The sequence below is a fragment of the Pseudomonas sp. B19125 genome (genome assembly GCF_044218855.1).
Classification (GTDB): domain Bacteria; phylum Pseudomonadota; class Gammaproteobacteria; order Pseudomonadales; family Pseudomonadaceae; genus Aquipseudomonas; species Aquipseudomonas edaphica.
In genome coordinates this window covers 597,855-616,092 of sequence record NZ_CP162589.1, presented here as the reverse complement: position 1 = coordinate 616,092, position 18,238 = coordinate 597,855, and the positions used below count along the sequence as shown (strand labels likewise).

Annotated in this window: 19 protein-coding genes; 14 read left to right on the top strand and 5 right to left on the bottom strand. The window is 60.3% G+C overall.

Annotated elements, in window-relative coordinates:
* Positions 1 to 59 precede the first annotated feature (59 nt).
* Positions 60 to 839: an exodeoxyribonuclease III gene (locus AB4P96_RS02645; RefSeq protein WP_003176915.1), complete on the top strand. Its 780-nt coding sequence runs from the start codon at positions 60 to 62 to the stop codon at positions 837 to 839.
* Positions 840 to 897: 58 nt separating this feature from the next.
* Here the strand turns inward: AB4P96_RS02645 and AB4P96_RS02640 are convergent, their stop codons facing one another.
* Together AB4P96_RS02640 and rph are read right to left on the bottom strand one after the other, a co-directional pair.
* Positions 898 to 1,266 carry a DUF4870 domain-containing protein gene (locus AB4P96_RS02640; RefSeq protein WP_017135847.1) on the bottom strand — a complete coding sequence of 123 codons (369 nt, stop codon included), beginning with the start codon at positions 1,264 to 1,266 and terminating at the stop codon, positions 898 to 900.
* A gap of 22 nt (positions 1,267 to 1,288) precedes the next feature.
* Positions 1,289 to 2,011, bottom strand: a complete 723-nt coding sequence (rph, locus tag AB4P96_RS02635) for a ribonuclease PH (RefSeq protein WP_003213280.1) — start codon at positions 2,009 to 2,011, stop codon at positions 1,289 to 1,291.
* Positions 2,012 to 2,230: 219 nt separating this feature from the next.
* On the opposite strand from rph, the gene AB4P96_RS02630 reads away from it, so the two are divergent.
* The 6 genes from AB4P96_RS02630 to AB4P96_RS02605 all read left to right on the top strand — a co-directional run bounded on the left by AB4P96_RS02630 (position 2,231) and on the right by AB4P96_RS02605 (position 7,527).
* Entirely contained in the window at positions 2,231 to 3,094 is an 864-nt protein-coding gene (locus AB4P96_RS02630) for a YicC/YloC family endoribonuclease (protein WP_017135846.1), read from the top strand.
* A gap of 10 nt (positions 3,095 to 3,104) precedes the next feature.
* Positions 3,105 to 3,725 carry a guanylate kinase gene (gmk, locus tag AB4P96_RS02625; protein WP_010168203.1) on the top strand — a complete coding sequence of 207 codons (621 nt, stop codon included), beginning with the start codon at positions 3,105 to 3,107 and terminating at the stop codon, positions 3,723 to 3,725.
* A 167-nt stretch (positions 3,726 to 3,892) separates the two neighbouring features.
* Complete coding sequence (gene rpoZ, locus AB4P96_RS02620; RefSeq protein WP_003176920.1) at positions 3,893 to 4,156, top strand: DNA-directed RNA polymerase subunit omega; 264 nt, start codon at positions 3,893 to 3,895, stop codon at positions 4,154 to 4,156.
* Between the two features lie 60 nt (positions 4,157 to 4,216).
* The gene (spoT, locus tag AB4P96_RS02615) at positions 4,217 to 6,322 is read left to right on the top strand and encodes a bifunctional GTP diphosphokinase/guanosine-3',5'-bis pyrophosphate 3'-pyrophosphohydrolase (protein WP_016975931.1); all 2,106 of its coding nucleotides are present in this window, start codon (positions 4,217 to 4,219) and stop codon (positions 6,320 to 6,322) included.
* A 24-nt stretch (positions 6,323 to 6,346) separates the two neighbouring features.
* Positions 6,347 to 6,727, top strand: a complete 381-nt coding sequence (locus tag AB4P96_RS02610) for a RidA family protein (RefSeq protein ID WP_003176922.1) — start codon at positions 6,347 to 6,349, stop codon at positions 6,725 to 6,727.
* Between the two features lie 56 nt (positions 6,728 to 6,783).
* Positions 6,784 to 7,527 carry a hypothetical protein gene (locus AB4P96_RS02605; RefSeq protein ID WP_017135845.1) on the top strand — a complete coding sequence of 248 codons (744 nt, stop codon included), beginning with the start codon at positions 6,784 to 6,786 and terminating at the stop codon, positions 7,525 to 7,527.
* A gap of 126 nt (positions 7,528 to 7,653) precedes the next feature.
* On the opposite strand, the gene AB4P96_RS02600 is transcribed toward AB4P96_RS02605, so the two are convergent.
* Positions 7,654 to 8,505, bottom strand: coding sequence for an SDR family oxidoreductase (locus tag AB4P96_RS02600; protein WP_017135844.1), 852 nt, complete (start codon positions 8,503 to 8,505; stop codon positions 7,654 to 7,656).
* 189 nt (positions 8,506 to 8,694) lie between these two features.
* On the opposite strand from AB4P96_RS02600, the gene exbB reads away from it, so the two are divergent.
* The 7 genes from exbB (at position 8,695) to AB4P96_RS02565 (ending at position 16,726) form a co-directional block, all read left to right on the top strand.
* Entirely contained in the window at positions 8,695 to 9,678 is a 984-nt protein-coding gene (exbB, locus tag AB4P96_RS02595; protein ID WP_017135843.1) for a tonB-system energizer ExbB, read from the top strand.
* 6 nt (positions 9,679 to 9,684) lie between these two features.
* The gene (exbD, locus tag AB4P96_RS02590) at positions 9,685 to 10,110 is read left to right on the top strand and encodes a TonB system transport protein ExbD (RefSeq protein WP_003195519.1); all 426 of its coding nucleotides are present in this window, start codon (positions 9,685 to 9,687) and stop codon (positions 10,108 to 10,110) included.
* Positions 10,107 to 10,856: an energy transducer TonB gene (locus tag AB4P96_RS02585; RefSeq protein ID WP_017135842.1), complete on the top strand. Its 750-nt coding sequence runs from the start codon at positions 10,107 to 10,109 to the stop codon at positions 10,854 to 10,856. The genes exbD and AB4P96_RS02585 overlap by 4 nt, the downstream gene beginning before the upstream one ends.
* 177 nt (positions 10,857 to 11,033) lie before the next feature.
* Positions 11,034 to 11,954, top strand: coding sequence for a hydrogen peroxide-inducible genes activator (locus AB4P96_RS02580; RefSeq protein WP_017135841.1), 921 nt, complete (start codon positions 11,034 to 11,036; stop codon positions 11,952 to 11,954).
* A gap of 8 nt (positions 11,955 to 11,962) precedes the next feature.
* Positions 11,963 to 14,038, top strand: a complete 2,076-nt coding sequence (recG, locus tag AB4P96_RS02575) for an ATP-dependent DNA helicase RecG (protein ID WP_026013586.1) — start codon at positions 11,963 to 11,965, stop codon at positions 14,036 to 14,038.
* A gap of 77 nt (positions 14,039 to 14,115) precedes the next feature.
* Positions 14,116 to 15,516, top strand: a complete 1,401-nt coding sequence (locus AB4P96_RS02570; RefSeq protein WP_017135839.1) for an aminoacyl-tRNA deacylase and HDOD domain-containing protein — start codon at positions 14,116 to 14,118, stop codon at positions 15,514 to 15,516.
* Between the two features lie 319 nt (positions 15,517 to 15,835).
* Positions 15,836 to 16,726, top strand: coding sequence for a hypothetical protein (locus AB4P96_RS02565; protein WP_395600481.1), 891 nt, complete (start codon positions 15,836 to 15,838; stop codon positions 16,724 to 16,726).
* Between the two features lie 57 nt (positions 16,727 to 16,783).
* Here the strand turns inward: AB4P96_RS02565 and AB4P96_RS02560 are convergent, their stop codons facing one another.
* Both AB4P96_RS02560 and tagQ read right to left on the bottom strand, forming a co-directional pair.
* The gene (locus AB4P96_RS02560; protein ID WP_017135837.1) at positions 16,784 to 17,164 is read right to left on the bottom strand and encodes a hypothetical protein; all 381 of its coding nucleotides are present in this window, start codon (positions 17,162 to 17,164) and stop codon (positions 16,784 to 16,786) included.
* Between the two features lie 124 nt (positions 17,165 to 17,288).
* Positions 17,289 to 18,215, bottom strand: a complete 927-nt coding sequence (gene tagQ, locus AB4P96_RS02555; RefSeq protein WP_017135836.1) for a type VI secretion system-associated lipoprotein TagQ — start codon at positions 18,213 to 18,215, stop codon at positions 17,289 to 17,291.
* Between the last annotated feature and the right edge of the window lie 23 nt (positions 18,216 to 18,238).

Genomic DNA, 18,238 nt, shown 5'->3' with positions numbered 1-18,238 from the left:
ATTTAGCTAATTAGGTAGACGGCGTGTATCATACACGCACGCGATTTTTGGGGCCATTTATGCGGATCATCAGTGTGAACGTCAATGGTATTCAGGCTGCAGTCGAGCGTGGTTTGCTCAGTTGGCTGCAAGCACAGAATGCCGACGTCATCTGCCTGCAGGACACCCGCGCCTCCGCCTTTGAACTGGACGACCCAGCCTTCCAACTGGATGGCTACTTCCTTTATGCCTGTGATGCCGAAGTCCCTGCCCAAGGTGGCGTGGCTCTGTACTCACGGTTGCAACCCAAGGCGGTCATCAGCGGCCTCGGCTTCGAGACAGCCGACCGCTACGGGCGCTACCTGCAAGCCGATTTCGACAAGGTCAGCATCGCGACCTTGCTGCTCCCTTCGGGGCAGAACGGCGATGAAGACTTGAACCAGAAGTTCAAGCTAATGGACGATTTCGCCCGTTATCTGGATAAACAGCGACGCAAACGTCGCGAGTACATTTACTGTGGCTCGCTGTACGTGGCGCAACAGAAGCTGGATATCAAGAACTGGCGTGACAGCCAGCAATCACCGGGTTTCCTGGCGCCGGAACGGGCCTGGATGGACGAGATTGTCGGCAACATGGGCTATGTGGATGCCCTGCGCGAAGTCAGCCGTGAAGGCGACCAGTACAGCTGGTGGCCGGATAACGAACAGGCTGAGATGCTCAACCTGGGCTGGCGTTTTGACTACCAGTTGCTGACCCCAGGTCTGCGCCGGTTCGTTCGCAGCGCACGTCTGCCGCGTCAGCCGCGTTTTTCGCAGCACGCGCCGCTGATCGTGGACTACGACTGGACGCTGACCATCTAAGGTCTTTTTCCGGGCACAAAAAAACCGACATCGCTGTCGGTTTTTTTGTGCCTGCTCATTATTTGACCACTCGCCAGGTCAAGGGGTAGCGATAGGCAATCCCCTTGTTGGCCTTGATGCTACCGATGATCGTCAGCACCACCGTGGCGATTGCCAGGGCAAACATCAGGAAAAACCCGATCACCGCGAAGGCCAGCACAATGCACGCCATCCAGGCGATGGCTACGGTGATCTGGAAGTTCAGGGCTTCCTTGCCCTGATCATCAATGAACGGGTCCACTTCCTTCTTCATCTGCCACAGGATCAGCGGCCCCACGACACTGCCGAAAGGGAACACAAACCCCAGAAACGCCGCGAGATGACACAACATGGCTCCCTGGCGCACTTCGTAGGAAGGCGTAGGTACGGGCATTTGGCTGTCATTCATGGCGCTTCTCCTTGAGGCAGGCTCAGTCGGCCAGTGCGGCGTTCTGCAGTTCGAAGATTTCGGTCATGCCTTTCTGGGCCAGGGCGAGCATGGCGTTCAGGTCGGCTGGCTGGAATGGCGCGCCTTCGGCGGTGCCCTGCACTTCGATGAAACCACCGGTGCTGGTCATCACTACGTTCAGGTCGGTCTCGGCGGCCGAATCTTCCAGGTAGTCCAGGTCCAGCACAGGCTCGCCCTGATACATGCCAACCGAAACAGCGGCGATCATCTGCTTGAGCGGGTCGCCGCCTTTGAGGCCGCCGCGCTTCTTGATCACTTTAAGCGCATCTACCAGGGCCACCATGGCGCCAGTGATGGAGGCGGTGCGGGTGCCACCGTCAGCCTGGATCACGTCGCAGTCGACGTACAGGGTCACGTCGCCCAGCTTGGACATGTCCAGGGCTGCGCGCAGCGAGCGGCCGATAAGGCGCTGGATTTCCAGGGTGCGGCCGCCTTGCTTGCCACGGCTGGCTTCACGCTGGTTACGCTCGCCGGTAGCGCGCGGCAGCATGCCGTACTCGGCAGTCAACCAACCCTGACCTTGGCCTTTAAGGAAGCGCGGCACGCCGTTTTCGACGCTGACGGTGCAGATCACTTTGGTATCGCCAAACTCGACCAGTACAGATCCCTCGGCGTGTTTGGTGTAGTTGCGGGTAATGCGGATCGAGCGGAGCTGATCGGCAGCGCGACCACTTGGACGTTTCATAGGGGATACCTGTACGAAGGACGAAAAACTGCCGAGCATTATAGAGCCGCGAACCGTTTCGGGGCACTTCTAAAAAATTCGGTTACGAATGGCCTGGTCGGCGCCCATTGTTTGGGCGCGCTCGCCCCACTGCGCTACAATCCTGCGCCTTCGCAGCCTGTCGGCTTCAAAATTTACCCATCAGCCCGCATTTGCGGGTCTGCATCGCGAGGTACTTCCATGGTGCACAGCATGACCGCCTTCGCCCGCGTCGAAAAAGCCGGCGCCCAGGGCACCCTGAGCTGGGAACTGCGCTCGGTCAACAGCCGCTACCTGGAGCCGCACCTGCGCCTGCCGGAATCCTTCCGCGACCTCGAAGGCGCCGTGCGTGAAGCGTTGCGCCAGGGTATCTCGCGGGGCAAGCTGGAATGCACCCTGCGTTTTACCGAAGAAACCACCGGCAAGCCGCTGCAGGTCGACCGCGATCGCGCCGCGCAACTGGTAGCCGCCGCCGAAACCATCGCCAGCCTGATCAAGCAACCGGCCGCGCTGAACCCGTTGGAAGTGCTGGCCTGGCCCGGCGTACTGGTGGCCGACGCCACCGACCCGCAAGCCCTCAATGCCGAAGCCCTCGCCCTGTTCACCCAGGGCTTGAAGGAACTCAAGGCCGGCCGCGAGCGCGAAGGCGCCGAACTGGCCCGCCTGATCAATGAGCGCCTGACTTCGATCGAAGAAGACGTGGTCACCCTGCGTGAGCTGGTGCCGCAGATGCTCGCCACCCAGCGCCAGAAGGTTCTGGACCGCTTCACCGACATGAAGGCCGACCTCGACCCGGTGCGCCTGGAGCAGGAAATGGTGCTGCTGGCGCAAAAGAGCGACGTAGCCGAAGAACTCGACCGCCTGAGCACCCACATCCTCGAAGTGCGCCGCGTACTCAAATCAGCGGGTGCCGCCGGTCGGCGCCTGGACTTCCTGATGCAGGAACTCAACCGCGAAGCCAATACACTGGGTTCCAAGGCGTTTGATCCGCGCAGCACCACGGCTGCGGTCAACCTCAAAGTGTTGATCGAGCAGATGCGCGAACAAGTACAGAATATTGAGTAAGGCAACTTCCATGACCCACAGCACCGGCACCCTTTACATCATTTCTGCGCCATCGGGCGCGGGCAAGAGCAGCCTGGTCAAAGCCTTGACCGACGCCGACGAGCAAATCCGCATTTCGGTCTCGCACACCACCCGCGCCATGCGCCCAGGTGAAGTGAACGGCGTGCACTATCACTTCGTCGAGCGCACCGAGTTCGTCAAGATGATCGAACACGGCGACTTTCTGGAGCGCGCGGAAGTGTTCGGCAACCTCTATGGCACCTCGCAAAGCCACCTGCAGCAGACGCTGGACGAAGGCCACGACCTGATCCTGGAGATCGACTGGCAGGGCGCCGAACAAGTGCGCCAACTGATGCCCAAGGCGCGTTCCATCTTCATCCTGCCGCCGTCTTTGGAAGCGTTGCACCAGCGCCTGACCAACCGCGGCCAGGACAGCGACGAAATCATCGAAGGCCGCATGCGCGAAGCCGTCAGCGAAATGAGCCACTACGTCGACTACGACTACCTGATCATTAATGACGATTTTGCCCACGCACTGGATGACTTGAAGGCGATTTTTCGCACCAATCAGCTCCAGCAAAAGCGCCAACAGCAGCGTTTTGGCAAATTACTCGCTGAACTGCTTGGTTGATTGGCGCTTCCCAAAACCGCTGCAAGGGCTTTACATTGGCACTTGTAGCGGTTTTGCGAGGGCGCGGGGAAAATCAGCGCTTCCCTAAACGCTGGTGATTTTTTAAACTGTTTAGTCCGCTCGCCCAACCGGGCAGCGCGCATCTTGCATTCGCTCCGAGGAATACCATGGCCCGCGTAACCGTTGAAGACTGCCTAGAACACGTGGATAACCGCTTTGAGCTGGTCATGCTCTCTACCAAGCGTGCCCGTCAACTGGCCACCGGCGGCAAAGAGCCCCTGGTCCAGTGGGAAAACGACAAGCCTACCGTTGTAGCCCTGCGTGAAATCGCTGAAGGCCTTATGAGCTACGAGTTCATCGCCAACGCTGAAATCGTTGAAGACGAACCGCTGTTTGCAGCGTTCGAGGACGAGTCCAACGAGGCCGTCTAAGCCTATGCCTGGTCGACGTAGCACGGCGCGGGGTCACAGCCAACGGCAGGAGTTCATACTTTGCCGAGCATAGACGCCCTCGCCGATCGCTTATCGGCCTACCTCGGCCCAGACCAGGTCAACCTGGTCCGCCGAGCGTATTTCTACGCCGAACAAGCCCACGACGGCCAGCGCCGCCGAAGCGGCGAGGCGTATGTCACCCATCCTCTTGCGGTGGCAAATATTCTTGCCGACATGCACATGGACCATCAGAGCCTGATGGCCGCTATGCTGCATGACGTGATCGAAGACACCGGCATCGCCAAGGAAGCGCTCAGCGCGCAATTTGGTGAAACCGTGGCCGAACTGGTCGACGGGGTCAGCAAACTGACCCAGATGAACTTCGAGACCAAGGCCGAAGCCCAGGCAGAAAACTTCCAGAAAATGGCCATGGCCATGGCGCGGGATATCCGTGTGATTCTGGTCAAGCTGGCCGACCGGCTGCACAACATGCGCACGCTGGAAGTGCTGTCCGGCGAAAAACGCCGGCGCATCGCCAAGGAAACCCTGGAAATCTACGCGCCCATTGCCAATCGGCTGGGCATGCATGCCATTCGTATCGAATTCGAAGACCTCGGCTTCAAGGCCATGCACCCGATGCGCTCGGCGCGCATCTACCAGGCGGTCAAGCGCGCACGGGGCAACCGCAAGGAAATCGTCAACAAGATCGAAGAGTCGCTGAGCCACTGCCTGGCGATCGACGAGATTGAAGGCGAAGTCAGCGGCCGGCAGAAGCACATCTACGGCATCTACAAGAAGATGCGCGGCAAGCGCCGGGCCTTTAACGAGATCATGGACGTGTACGCGTTCCGGATCATCGTCGACAAGGTAGACACCTGCTACCGCGTGCTGGGTGCTGTACATAATTTGTACAAACCCCTGCCGGGGCGCTTCAAGGACTACATCGCCATTCCCAAGGCCAACGGCTATCAGTCGCTGCATACCACGCTGTTCGGTATGCACGGGGTGCCGATCGAAATCCAGATCCGCACGCGGGAAATGGAAGAGATGGCCAACAATGGCATCGCCGCCCACTGGCTGTACAAGTCCAGCGGTGACGAACAGCCAAAAGGCACCCACGCCCGTGCTCGCCAGTGGGTCAAAGGCGTGCTGGAAATGCAGCAACGTGCCGGCAACTCCCTGGAATTCATCGAAAGCGTGAAGATCGACCTGTTCCCGGACGAGGTCTACGTGTTCACGCCCAAAGGCCGAATCATGGAGCTGCCCAAAGGCTCCACGGCGGTCGACTTTGCCTACGCGGTGCACACCGACGTCGGTAACAGCTGCATTGCCTGCCGGATCAACCGTCGCCTCGCGCCGCTGTCCGAACCGCTGCAAAGCGGCTCCACGGTCGAGATCGTCAGTGCTCCCGGCGCGCGCCCGAACCCGGCCTGGCTCAACTTCGTGGTCACCGGTAAAGCGCGGACACACATCCGCCACGCCCTGAAGTTGCAACGCCGCTCCGAATCCATCAGCCTCGGCGAACGCCTGTTGAACAAGGTCCTCAACGGTTTCGACAGTGCCCTGGACAAAATTCCGACAGAGCGCGTACAAGCGATGCTCCACGAGTATCGCCAGGAAACCATCGAAGACCTGCTGGAAGATATCGGCCTGGGTAACCGCATGGCCTATGTAGTCGCTCGCCGCCTGCTCGGCGAAGGCGAACAATTGCCAAGCCCGGAAGGTCCGCTGGCGATTCGCGGCACCGAAGGCTTGGTGCTCAGCTACGCAAAATGCTGTACGCCGATCCCGGGCGACCCGATTGTCGGCCACCTGTCGGCGGGCAAAGGCATGGTGGTGCACCTGGACAACTGCCGCAATATCACCGAAATCCGCCACAACCCGGAGAAATGCATCCAGCTCTCTTGGGCCAAGGATGTCACCGGCGAATTCAACGTCGAGCTGCGTGTGGAGCTGGAGCATCAGCGCGGCCTGATCGCACTGCTTGCCAGCAGCGTCAACGCGGCCGACGGCAATATCGAAAAAATCAGCATGGATGAACGCGATGGGCGCATCAGCGTGGTCCAGCTGGTGGTCAGCGTGCACGACCGCGTGCACCTGGCCCGCGTGATCAAGAAACTGCGCGCCCTGACCGGAGTGATCCGTATCACCCGTATGCGTGCATAGCCCCTCTCTTACAAGGAGCAACTCATGACCAAGACTGTTATCACCAGCGACAAAGCCCCGGCCGCCATCGGCACTTACTCCCAGGCGATCAAGGCGGGCAACACCGTCTACATGTCCGGCCAGATTCCGCTGGACCCAAAGACCATGGAACTGGTTGAAGGCTTCGAAGCACAAACCGTACAAGTCTTCGAAAACCTGAAATCCGTAGCCGAAGCCGCCGGCGGTTCGTTCAAGGACATCGTCAAGCTGAACATCTTCCTCACCGACCTGAGCCACTTCGCCAAGGTCAACGAGATCATGGGCAAATACTTCGAACAGCCGTACCCAGCCCGCGCTGCCATCGGCGTTGCTGCGCTGCCAAAGGGCGCACAGGTTGAGATGGACGCGATTCTGGTCATCGAGTAAAACACCCGGCGCAGCCTCAACAGGCTGCGCCGACTTCGTTTCAGAAGGATTTCATGATGCGCAAAGCGCTTGTAGCCACTTCGTTGCTCGCCCTGTTGCTCGGCGGCTGCGCCAGCAACCCCGCCGACCTGGATGTGAGTGGCACCTGGATCAACCAGGCCGCCATCAACGCGGCAGCCAAGGGCGGCCCTTTGCGCGAAGCGCTGCAGAGTTTTGGCCCGAACCTCGAATGGGAGGTCAATACCAAGGCTTTGCAGGCGCGCTACTACAACGGCTTTGAAGTCGCCGAAGGCAAGTTGCTCGGGGATAAATCCGGCGCCTGGAACGTCGAGTTCTACGGCAGCTCCGCCACCGAACTCAAGCGCAAAGGCAAACAACTGCTGCAAGTGGCCAACGATAACGAGCCCGAGCAACTGTTCGCCCGTGCCAAGGATCCCGCCCCGGAAGGTGCGCCACTGGGCGCCAACTTCGAACGGGCACTGTATGCAGCCTATATGGGCGGCGACTGGAAGATTACCGACGGCAACGGCGACGGTTCCACAGTGCAGTTCCAGGCCGACGGAAAGGTCGCCGGCCTGCCAGGCGTCGACCGCTACTCGCTGTGTCTGGCGGGCGACTGCGCCTCTATGAGCGGCGGCTACGACAGCATCTGGCTGCAATTGAACGGCCAGGGCAACCCCTGGATCTTCACGCGCAAAGGCAAGCAGTTGGCGATATTCCAAGCGATCAACACCGCGCTGGCCGACGAGGTGCCGCAGTTCACGCCCGGCCCGCGCCAATGGCTGCTTGAGAAGAAATAACCAGCATCACCCTGAAGCAAATGTGGGAGCTGGCTTGCCTGCGATGACGGTGGCTCAGTCGAGATAGAGGTCGACTGATACTTCGCTATCGCAGGCAAGCCAGCTCCCACATTTTTTGACTGCGTTTCAGCCCTTGAGAATCGCCGCATACCCTTCGCGATAAGTCGGGTAGGTCGGCACCCAGCCCAACGCCTTAGCCCGGGCGTTGCTGCATTGTTTGCTGCCGGCACGCCTTACACTGGCGTCATCCGCCCACTCCGTCACGCCCAGGTACTCGCGCAACCAGCCCACCACCTCCGCCAATGGCGCTGGGGCATCGTCGACCCCGATGTAGATTTTTTCCAGCGAGCCGCCCTGCTCTACATGACGCAGCAAAAAGGCCAGCAAACCTGCCGCATCATCCGCGTGAATCCGGTTGCCATACAACGGCGGATCGATTGCCACGCGATAGCCCTGGCGTACCTGGGTCAGCAGCCATTCGCGGCCCGGGCCGTAAATCCCGGTCAAGCGCACGATACTCGCCGGGATCCCACTGTTGAGCGCGACCTGCTCGGCCTCCAGCATGACCTGGCCGGAATAGCCCGTCGCCCTGGTATCAGATGTTTCGTCGACCCACTCACCATTCTGCTGGCCATACACGCTGCTGCTGGAAACAAACAGCAGGTGCCTGGGCGCCTGGCCGTAGTCACTCAGCCACTCCAACACATGCTGCAACCCTTGCACGTATGCCGCGCGATACCCGGCCTCATCGTGGTCGGTGGCGGCCGCGCAATACACCAGGTAATCCACTGCGCCGATCGGCCAGGTCTCAGGGCAATCCTTTTTGAACAGGTCGCCGGCAATGCCGATCACGCCATCGGGGAGCTTTGAAACATCACGGCGCAGGCCATGAACCTCCCAATTCGCGCCGAGCAATTGGCTAGCCAGCCGGCTCCCCACATCGCCGCAACCGGCAATCACAACAGAAGGCGCAGACATCATAAAACTCCGTTCTTAAAGGTCTAGATTAGCCCTCGCAGATGACGAGCGGCCAGAAAAAGCACAAATAAAGTTACTGTATTACTTCTGTTAACAAGAATTACTTGCAATAATAACGGCCCATTTGTCCTCGACCCTCAAGGGTCTGGCAGGACGATCACTCAATTTTTCCTCTCAGGTCCGGCCAGCATGACACGTAATACAAACCCCGCTTCGCCAACCAAGCTTCACAGCCCATCCCGCGCCTGGCGTGCGATTGCTGCGCTGCTGTTCAGCGTACTGCTGGCACCGACCGCTGCCTTCGCTGATGCCACCGCCCCAGCCGCACCGGCTGCTGCCGAGCACACCGGCGCTACGCCAGCTGCTCCTGTTGCCGCACCGGTGGCCACCGACCCGGCCCAGGCTGCAGGCGACGTCGCACCTGCCGACGAAACCGGTGTAGTGTTGGAAGAAGACAACAGCCTGGGCATGGCCCATGACCTGTCGCCGTGGGGCATGTACCAGAACGCTGACGTCGTGGTAAAAGCCGTGATGATCGGCCTGGCCATCGCCTCGATCATCACCTGGACCATCTGGATCGCCAAGGGCTTCGAGCTGCTGGGCGCCAAGCGCCGTCTGCGCGCTGAGATCGTCCACCTGAAAAAAGCCACCACCCTCAAGGAAGCCAGCGAGAGCGCGACCAAGAAGGGCACCCTGGCCAACCTGCTGGTACACGACGCTCTGGAAGAAATGCGTCTGTCGGTCAATACCCGCGAAAAAGAAGGCATCAAGGAACGCGTCAGCTTCCGTCTCGAACGCCTGGTTGCAGCATGCGGCCGTAACATGAGCAGCGGCACCGGCGTGCTGGCCACCATCGGTTCCACCGCACCGTTTGTCGGCCTGTTCGGCACCGTGTGGGGCATCATGAACAGCTTCATCGGCATCGCCAAAACCCAGACCACCAACCTCGCCGTCGTCGCCCCCGGCATCGCCGAAGCCCTGCTGGCAACCGCGCTGGGCCTGGTTGCAGCAATCCCTGCGGTGGTGATCTACAACGTCTTCGCCCGTTCGATTGCCGGCTACAAGGCCCAGGTATCGGACGCGTCGGCAGAAGTCCTGCTGCTGGTCAGCCGCGACCTCGATCACCTGCCTACCGAGCGCAGCTCGCAACCGCACATGGTGAAAGTGGGGTAATCGGCCATGGGCCTGCATTTGAATCAAGGCGACGACGAACTCGTCGAGAACCACGAGATCAACGTCACGCCGTTTATCGACGTAATGCTCGTGCTGCTGATCATCTTCATGGTGGCTGCGCCGCTGGCGACCGTGGATATCAAGGTCGACCTGCCCGCGTCCAGTGCCAAGCCTGCGCCGCGGCCGGAGAAGCCGATTTTCCTCAGCGTCAAGGCGGACCAACGCCTGTTCCTGGGCGAAGAAGAAGTCAAAGCTGAAACCCTGGGCCCGGTGCTCGACGCCAAGACCCAAGGCAAGAAAGACACGACGATCTTCTTCCAGGCCGACAAAGGCGTGGACTACGGCGACCTGATGAGTGTGATGGATGCCCTGCGGGCAGCCGGCTACCTCAAGGTAGGCCTGGTCGGACTTGAGACGGCAGCCAAGAAATGATCACGACGCGCCACAAACTGACGCGTTATGGCACCAGCCTCGCCGTCGTGCTGGGCGTGCATGCCGTCGCGATTATCATCGCGCTCCAGTGGTCCGCGCCGCATCCGGTAACACTGCCACCGGCGGCGATGGTCATCGACCTCGCGCCGATGCCTGCACCGCCGCCGCCGGCTCCACCCAAGGTTGTCACACCGCCGCAGCCGCCTGCCCCCGTGGAAGAGCTGCCCCTGCCAAAACTGGCTGAGGCACCTAAACCAACGATCCAGGTGCCCAAGCCGGTCAAGCCAAAACCGAAGCCGCAGCCGCCCAAGCCGGTGGAAAAGAAGCCCGAGCCGCCCAAGGAAAAACCTTCCGAAGAACCGCCGAGCGAATCGCCACAAAACAATGCGCCAGCTGAAAAGTCTGCCCAGCCGGTTCCGGGCCCGTCGCCACAACAGGTCGCAGCCAAAGCGTCCTGGGAAGGCGCCCTGCTGGCGCACTTGCAGAAGTACAAGAAGTATCCGCCAGGTGCCCAACAGCGAGGCAAGGAAGGCTTGAACCGCCTGCGCTTTGTGGTCGATGCCGAAGGCAACGTGCTGTCCTATGAGTTGGTGGGCCGCTCCGGCAACGCCGATCTGGACCGTGCGACCCTGGACATGATCCGTCGAGCCCAGCCACTGCCCAAACCACCGGCCGATATGTTGAAAGGCGGCAGCGTCGAAATCGTCGCGCCATTTGTTTACAACATTGAGAAGCGCCGCCGGTAAGCGGCAAACGGGAGCCGGCTGGTGTGGGAGCTCCCACACAAGCCAGCTCCCACATTTGGTTTCACCACTTCAGCAAAATCCTCAACATTCCCCGCTCAATCCCCATCAAAGTTCTGATAACGTGCGTCTATCGATTGCAGCCGGTATGCTTGGCCCGCAACCTCATGGACGCCCGCTATGACTCTTACAGAATTACGCTACATCGTGACCCTCGCCCAAGAGCAGCACTTCGGCCACGCGGCCGAGCGTTGCCATGTCAGCCAACCGACGCTGTCGGTGGGTGTGAAGAAGCTTGAAGACGAACTCGGTGTGCTGATTTTTGAGCGCAGCAAGAGCGCCGTGCGCCTCACGCCGGTGGGCGAAGGCATCGTCGCCCAGGCCCAAAAGGTACTGGAGCAAGCCCAAAGCATCCGCGAGCTGGCCCAGGCCGGCAAGAACCAGCTGACTGCACCGCTCAAAGTCGGCGCCATCTACACCGTCGGCCCGTACCTGTTCCCGCACCTGATTCCGCAACTGCACCGCGTTGCGCCGCAGATGCCGCTGTATATCGAAGAAAACTTCACCCATGTACTGCGCGACAAACTGCGCAATGGCGAGTTGGACGCGATCATCATCGCCCTGCCGTTCAACGAAGCAGACGTGCTGACCCTGCCGCTCTACGACGAACCGTTCTACGTGTTGATGCCGGCCTCCCACCCGTGGACGCAAAAGGACACCATCGACGCCGGCCTGCTCAACGACAAGAGCTTGCTGCTGCTGGGCGAAGGTCACTGCTTCCGCGATCAGGTACTGGAAGCCTGCCCGACCCTGACCAAGGGCAACGACGGCGCCAAACATACCACCGTGGAATCCAGTTCCCTGGAAACCATTCGCCATATGGTCGCTTCCGGCCTGGGTATTTCGATCCTGCCGCTGTCGGCAGTGGACAGCCATCACTACGCCCCCGGCGTGATCGAAGTGCGCCCACTCACGCCGCCGGTGCCATTCCGTACTGTGGCGATTGCCTGGCGCGCGAGCTTCCCGCGCCCGAAAGCCATTGAGATCCTGGCCGACTCGGTCCGTCTGTGCTCGGTGGCCAAGCCGAATGCTGCGAGCTGATTAACGGTATGACAGAGCTGTCGCAGGTGTCGGTCACCGCACTCAAAGGTGTCGGTGACGCCATGGCCGAAAAGCTGGCCAAGGTCGGCCTGGAGAACCTCCAGGACGTGCTGTTCCACCTGCCCCTGCGCTACCAGGACCGCACGCGTGTGGTGCCCATCGGCCACTTGCGCCCTGGGCAGGATGCTGTGGTCGAAGGCACCGTCAGCGGCGCCGATGTGGTGATGGGCAAGCGCCGCAGTTTGGTCGTGCGCCTGCAGGACGGCACCGGCGGCCTGAGCCTGCGTTTCTACCATTTCAGCAACGCGCAAAAGGAAGGCCTCAAGCGTGGCACCCGCGTGCGTTGCTACGGCGAAGCCCGCCCCGGCGCATCCGGCCTGGAAATCTACCACCCGGAGTACCGCGCAATCACCGGCGACGAGCCGCCTCCGGTCGATACCACACTCACGCCGATCTACCCGCTGACCGAAGGCCTGACCCAACAACGCCTGCGCCAGCTGTGCATGCAAACGCTGACGATGCTCGGCCCCAAAAGCTTGCCCGACTGGTTGCCTCTGGAGCTGGCGCGCGACTACCAACTGGCGCCGTTGGACGATGCGATTCGCTACCTGCATAACCCACCCGCCGACGCCGACGTCGACGAACTCGCACTGGGCCATCACTGGGCCCAGCATCGCCTGGCCTTTGAAGAGCTGCTGACGCACCAACTGTCCCAGCAGCGCCTGCGCGAAAGTATGCGCTCCCTGCGCGCGCCGGCGATGCCCAAGGCCACGCGACTACCTGCGCAATACCTGGCCAACCTCGGCTTTGCGCCAACGGGGGCCCAGCAACGCGTGGGCAATGAAATCGCCTACGACCTCAGCCAGCACGAACCTATGCTGCGGCTGATCCAGGGCGATGTGGGCGCAGGTAAAACCGTGGTGGCCGCCCTCGCCGCCTTGCAGGCGTTGGAAGCCGGTTACCAAGTGGCGCTGATGGCGCCCACCGAAATTCTCGCCGAACAGCACTTCATCACCTTCAAGCGCTGGCTCGAACCGCTGGGCCTGGAAGTGGCGTGGCTGGCCGGCAAGCTCAAGGGCAAGACCCGCGCAGCGGCGCTGGAGCAGATTGCCGGTGGCGCACCGATGGTGGTGGGCACTCACGCATTGTTCCAGGACGAAGTGCAGTTCAAGAACCTCGCCTTGGTGATCATCGACGAACAGCACCGCTTCGGTGTGCAACAGCGCCTGGCCTTGCGCCAGAAAGGCGTGGGCGGGCGCATGAACCCGCACCAGTTGATCATGACCGCCACACCAATCCCGCGCACCTTGGCGATGAGCGCCTACGCCGACCTCGACACGTCGATCCTCGATGAGCTGCCGCCCGGCCGCACGCCGGTCAATACCGTGCTGGTCACCGACACGCGCCGCGTCGAGGTCATCGAACGCGTGCGCGGCGCCTGCGCCGAAGGCCGTCAGGCGTATTGGGTGTGCACGCTGATCGAAGAATCCGAAGAGCTGACCTGCCAGGCCGCCGAGACCACGTTTGAGGACCTCACCAGTGCCCTGGGCGAGCTGAAGGTCGGGCTGATCCACGGGCGCATGAAGCCTGTGGAAAAAGCCGCGGTGATGGCCGAGTTCAAAGCTGGCAACCTGCAACTGCTGGTAGCCACCACGGTGATTGAAGTCGGCGTGGACGTGCCCAACGCCAGTTTGATGATCATCGAAAACCCCGAGCGCCTGGGCCTGGCCCAACTGCACCAACTGCGCGGCCGTGTCGGCCGGGGCAGCGCCGCCAGCCACTGCGTGCTGCTGTACCACCCGCCGCTGTCTCAGATCGGCCGTCAGCGCCTGGGCATCATGCGCGAGACCAACGACGGTTTTGTCATCGCCGAAAAAGACCTCGAACTGCGCGGGCCCGGCGAAATGCTTGGTACTCGCCAGACCGGCCTGCTGCAATTCAAGGTCGCCGACCTGATGCGCGATGCCGACTTGCTGCCCGCTGTGCGTGATGCGGCGCAAGCGCTGCTGGAGCGTTGGCCGGAACATGTCAGCCCCTTGCTCGATCGCTGGCTCAGGCATGGGCAGCAATACGGCCAAGTGTGACGCCTGACTCACTTATCCAACCAACAGTTGTATCAAGCTGGTTATACTTCGGTGACTGTACGAAATTGGATCAGGCCATGTCAGAAGTTGCCCTCGCCACAGCCCCACTGACCGCCCCGCCGGTCATTCGGGCTCTGCTCGCAAAACTCGCCATCCCCTACACGGAAGTGACCGAACACGCCGGCCTGAATCCCGCACAAAAAGTCCAGGCAGTACTGCTGGAAGATGCCGTGGGCGCACTCATGGTGCTGTTCCCGCAAAGCCAGTTACTCGACCTCAACCGCCTGGCTGAACTCACCGGCCGCCGCCTCACGGCCGTGTCGCCGGACCGCATCGAGCGCATGCTGGCCAAGCACGACTTGAGCCTGTTGCCCGGCCTGCCGGTACTGACCAGTTCGCCGTGCCTGTATGAAGGCAGCCTGCTCAGCGAACCCAGCCTGTTGGTGCATTCCGGCGAAGCCGGGCTGCTGCTGGAAATCGCCAGCATCGATTTCAAGACCATGCTCACCAAGGCCAGCGCCGGGCACTTCGGCGAACCGCTGAGCAACATCCGCCCCAACCTCGATCGCCCGAACGATGACCGCGAGGAAATCACCCAGGCGATGCAGGCGTTCACCGCCCGCCGAATCCAGCAGCGTCTGGAAGCGACCATCGAGATTCCGCCGCTGGCCGACACCGCGCAGAAAATCATCAAGCTGCGCGTCGACCCCAACGCCACCATCGATGACATCACCAGCGTCGTCGAAACCGACCCAGCCCTCGCCGCCCAAGTGGTGAGCTGGGCAGCGTCGCCGTACTACGCCTCGCCGGGCAAGATTCGCTCAGTGGAGGACGCCATCGTGCGCGTGCTGGGCTTTGACCTGGTGATCAACCTGGCGCTGGGCCTGGCCCTGGGCAAAACCCTGAGCCTGCCCAAGGACCACCCGCACCAGTCCACGCCGTACTGGCACCAGTCGATCTATACCGCTGCTGTGATCGAAGGCCTGACCCGCGCCATGCCCCGCGCCCAGCGCCCGGAAGCTGGCCTGACCTACCTGGCCGGCCTGCTGCATAACTTCGGTTACTTGCTGCTGGCCCATGTGTTCCCGCCGCACTTCTCGCTGATCTGTCGCCACCTGGAGGTCAACCCGCACCTGTGCCACAGCTATGTCGAGCAGCACCTGCTGGGCATCAGCCGCGAGCAAATCGGCGCCTGGCTGATGCGCTACTGGGACATGCCGGACGAACTGTCCACCGCCCTGCGCTTTCAGCACGACCCGACCTATGACGGGCAATATGCTGAATATCCCAACCTGGTGTGCTTGGCGGTACGTTTGCTGCGCAGTCGTGGAATTGGTTCCGGGCCGGATGAGGCGATACCCGACGCCCTGATCGAACGTTTGGGCTTGAGCCGGGAAAAGGCTGAGGAAGTGGTCGGCAAGGTACTGGATGCCGAGGTGCTGCTACGCGAACTCGCGTCCCAGTTCAGCCAGGCATAAGTCTGTCGCCTGCTACATAGCTTTCGCAGGCAAACCAGCTCTCACACTTAACTGCGTTCCAACTGTAGAACGCGGTCGAATGTGGGAGCGGGTTGCCCTGATCTGGATGGTCTGATCCTGAATCGCATCATAATGCCAGTTAATTACTCCTCGCCTTTTGAGCGGCGAAGGCGAAAGTGACATACCTACCCAACGAAATCATGGCACTCTAACAACTTACAAATATAAAGTAACATCTGATACGGAACTGTCCCGCCCAACTAATCCACATAGAGCATGTCGGTAAGTTTTCTTACCATTAAAACTCTGGATTCTGCCTATGTCTATTTCATCCACCGTTAGCAACTTTATAACTAACAACCCAATAAGCGCCTACCCTTCACCTACAGCTACCGAACCCTCTGTAAACATCAACGGCAGTCTTACACCTCGCAGAGACCAATATGGGACCGTACTGGTTGTAACGACGCCTGACCCAGGCGCACCACAAAACGTCAATGGCCGCACTTATCACCCCGCCTCCGAAGTAAGAATTTATACGGGACATGCGGATGATAAAATCGATATAAAAGTTATTAATGATCGCGTCGTCGCCATTATCAATGGGCACGCCGTCAAGCTGGACATCGACGCCTCTAACCCCGAGGGCAATCAAGGCAAACTGTTCATAGACAGCGGCGGTGGCGATGACAGTGTAAAGATAGCCCCTGACGTCAAGACCAGTGTAACCATTCACACTGGCCCAGGCAAAGACACCGTGAGCACGGGTGGCGGCTACGCTCAAGTATATCTGGGCGACGGCAATGATACCGGTGAACTAGCCTATGGCGGCGGAGAATTATACGGTGAAAACGGCGATGATACCTTGGCAGGAGGCACAGGCAGTAACTTCATTAATGGTGGCGCGGGAAAAAACACTATAAGGGGTGGTACACCCAGCGATTCATCTCGAACGGCGATCTCCGCCGAAGGTACAAGCGACACTATTATTGGCCGCTCTGACAACACGTATATCCAGACCAAGGCCCAATTCACCTCTATAAAACTTTACCGGCAATTTGATAGCGAAGTCGACATTCATGAAAGTGCCGGAAATACCGAAACAAACGAATATAAGAGCCGGCAACATGTGACCGATGGAGACATACGGTTTTCAGGCAGATTCGACCCAGCCAAAGACCGTCGTATACGTGTGAACCAAGAGGACTAACGACCTACTTACAGGCGCTCTCCTCGGGGTTTTCAGTGCCCCGAGGACTCCAGAAAGCTAACCAGCTGTTTTTTTACGCGGCTTCAAATACTTGGTCAGCCCCTGGAACCAGATCACCAACGCCGGGTTGCCCTTGATCTGGATCGACTTGTCCTGAATCCCCGTCATGAACGCCAGTTGCTTGTTCTTCGCCTGCATCGTGGCGAAGCCGTAGGCGGCATCTTTAAAGGCGATAGCAAAGGCTGGCGCCGGGTGAACACCTGAGCGGCTGGTGATGCGCTGGTCTTTGACGATGAAGTGACGGGCAACCTTGCCGTCGAGGGTCTGCAACTGGAACGCCAGGTCTTTATCACCCAGCTGTTGCTGAAAGGCAGGATTGGTGCGGCTGGCTTTGCCCATCATCAGGCCCAGCACCCACAGCAGAAGACGAAATTTCATGCACACAGCCTCAGTGTATTTATTAAGTGGCCGCAGCAGTGTAACGATTTACCGGCAGAACGCCACCGATCTCGCGCTTTAGCAGGAGATCGGCAGGCGTTTAACGCTTATAGCAACATGTTGCTTAAACGTTAGGGCACGGCACTGGCGCCCAGTCGGCCAGGTTCGGATCGCGGCAGGTGCCTTCGATCTGCGCCTTGCCAGCGCTGGCGACCTGCTTGCTTTCAGCCTGCTTGGTTTGCACGGTCTGAATACTCTTCTCGGTGGTCACCGCTTCTTTCGGCACGGTTGGCAGCACCGGTTTTTTGGCGACTTTGGCAGGCGTCTTGCCTTTCTTCGCCGGCACCACCTGCGGCGTCGTGTCGGCCTGGGCCACGGTCACTACGTCAGCACGCTGCACACCCACTTGTTTCAGGTCTTGCTCGTAAGCCTGGGTGTAGTTGTTCAAGTCTTCGCTGGCCTTGCCGTTCACTGCAACGATCAGGTCATTGGACTCTTTCAAGCCAGCCACGATTTCCGCCAGGCGCTTGCGGCCTTCAGTGTCGTTAACGGTCTTGGCCTTGCGGTCGGCCACCAGCTTGGTGAATGCGCTCTGATAGCACTGCTGGGACGCCTTGGCGTAGGCCGTGCTGCGGTCGATGTCGGACGCGCTTTTATTGAAGTCGGTGGAGTAGGACGCGATGCGCTGGTTGTCATCGGTGATCTGCTTCTGACGCTCGGTGTAGTAACCCGCTGCGCCACCCGCCAGGGCGCCGCCCGCTGCACCGATGGCGGCATTACGGCCACGCTTGTCGGAGTCGCCGGTCAACGCGCCCAGCAATGCACCGCCGGCTGCGCCAAGCGCCGCACCGGTGACGACCGACTTGGTCATGTTCGAATCGGTTGCACGCAAGTGCTGCACCGGCTCGTAGCAGTTGGGGTAGTACTCGACCTTGGTGCTCGACGCGACCTTGGAAGCCGGCGACGTGGCGCAACCTGTCAACACGGTGCTGAAACCGGCTGCGATCAGCAGCAGGTGACGCTTGGAAACCGCCTTACGGGAAAAAAGCATAGGTGTGTTCTCTTTTAAGTTTG